We start from the raw sequence: 1798 nt of genomic DNA, 5'->3' as shown, positions 1-1798 counted from the left end.
GCAGGCCTCCTTCAGCGACGCCCGCAACCCCATCGGCCTGGACGGGCTGGAGTTCATCGAATACGCCACCTCGCACCCGCAGGCCCTGGGCCAGGTGCTGGAGATGATGGGCTTTCGCCCGATCGCGCGCCACCGCTCGCGCGAGGTGCTGCTGTACCGCCAGGGCCGCCTGAACATCGTCGTCAACGCCCACGCGATGGACCTCGCGGCGGTGGGCCATCGGGGCGATGCCCCGGCCATCTCGGCCGTGGCGCTGCGCGTGCGCGACGCCCAGGCCGCCTACGGCTACGTGCTCGAGCGCGGCGCCTGGGAGGTGCCGACCCACGTCGGCGTGATGGAACTCAACATCCCGGCCATCCACGGCGCCGGCGGCAGCCGCATCCACTTCGTCGACCGCTACCGCAACTTCAGCATCTACGACGTCGACTTCGTGCCCATCCCCACGGTCGACCAGCACCCGCCGGCCACCGCCGGCCTGCACTTCTTCGGCATCGTGCAGTACATCGGCCTGGAGCGCAGCCACGACTGGATCGAGTTCTACGGCGAACTCTTCGGCGCCGAGCTGATTCCCGACGAGCAGCGCTTCGGCATCATGCCCAAGGGCCGCCTGCTGCGCACCCCGGCGCTGGACGCCGGTGAGCGCTTCATGCTGCAGCTCATCGAGCCCGAGCCCAACGTGATCGACGCCGGCGAGCGCCTGCAGCGCATCGGCCTGGGCGTGCCCGACGTGATGGCCGCGGTGCAGGCACTGCGCGCGCGTGGTGTCGAGTTCGTCGAGACCGATGCGGTGCACAGCGAGCGCCGTGGCGCCATCACCAAGACCTACCTGGGCTCGGTGGTGTTCGAGCTGGTGCAGAGCCAGCCCGTGCAGGCCTGATGCCATGAGCACCACGCCCTTGCTGCGCCAGCGCGCCGACCTGGCCATCCGCTCCTTCGGCATGGACACCATCACCCTGGCCGGGCCGCTGGAGGCCAAGCTCGACGCCATGGCCGAGGCCGGCTTCGGGCAGGTCATGCTCAAGGCCAACGACCTGGTCGGCCACGCCAACGGCTGGCAGGCCGCGGTGAAGGCGGTGCACGCCAGCGGCCTGCGTGGCACCGGCTTCCAGGTGCTGCGCGACTTTGAAGGCCTCTCGGGCCACCTGCACGCCTACAAGGTGGACATCGCCAAGTCCATGCTGGAGATGTGTGCAGCGCTCGGCTGCAATGTGCTGCTGGCCTGTTCCTCCACCTCGCGGCACGCCAGCGAAGACCTGGACCACCTGGCGCGCGACCTGCGCAAGCTGGCCATGCTGGCGATTCCCTACGGCATCCGCATTGCCTACGAAGCGCTGTCCTGGGGCCGCACGGTCAACGAGTTCACCACCGCGTGGGACGTGATCCAGCGCGCTGACTGCCCCAACCTGGGCATCGGCATCGACTCGTACCACATCTTCGCCGCCGAGACTGCGCTCGACGCCATCGACGACCTGCAGCCGGACAAGATCTTCCTGGTGCAGCTGGCGGACTTCATGTGGCAAGAGGTGCGCACCTTCGAGGAGCGCATGGCCACCGCGCGCACCTTCCGCGTGTTCCCGGGCGAGGGCGTGCACAGCGAGCAGCTGGTGCAGCTGGTGCTCAAGCTCGACGCGCTGGGCTACGCGGGTGACTACAGCTTCGAGGTCTTCAACGACGACTACGTGCAGATGCCACTGCCGATGGTGGCGCAGCGCGCGCGCCGCTCGGCCCAGTGGCTGGCCGACGATGTGCTGCGCCTGTCGGTGCCGCTGCCCAGCCAGCTGCGCTTGCGCCGGCCGGG

Annotated in this window: 2 protein-coding genes; both read left to right on the top strand. The window is 69.3% G+C overall.

What is annotated here, in order from left to right; all coding sequences use genetic code 11:
- Positions 1-31: 31 nt before the first annotated feature.
- On the top strand, positions 32-877 hold the full coding sequence (locus tag HPA01S_RS22385; RefSeq protein ID WP_245638731.1) for a VOC family protein: 846 nt from the start codon (positions 32-34) through the stop codon (positions 875-877).
- Between the two features lie 4 nt (positions 878-881).
- A partial coding sequence (locus tag HPA01S_RS22380; protein WP_066273711.1) for a sugar phosphate isomerase/epimerase family protein occupies positions 882-1798 on the top strand: 917 nt, incomplete at its 3' end.

Source organism: Hydrogenophaga palleronii NBRC 102513, from assembly GCF_001571225.1.
Lineage (GTDB): Bacteria > Pseudomonadota > Gammaproteobacteria > Burkholderiales > Burkholderiaceae_C > Hydrogenophaga > Hydrogenophaga palleronii.
Note: the sequence above shows the minus strand (reverse complement) of the source record. Positions and strands in the feature narration are given on the sequence as shown.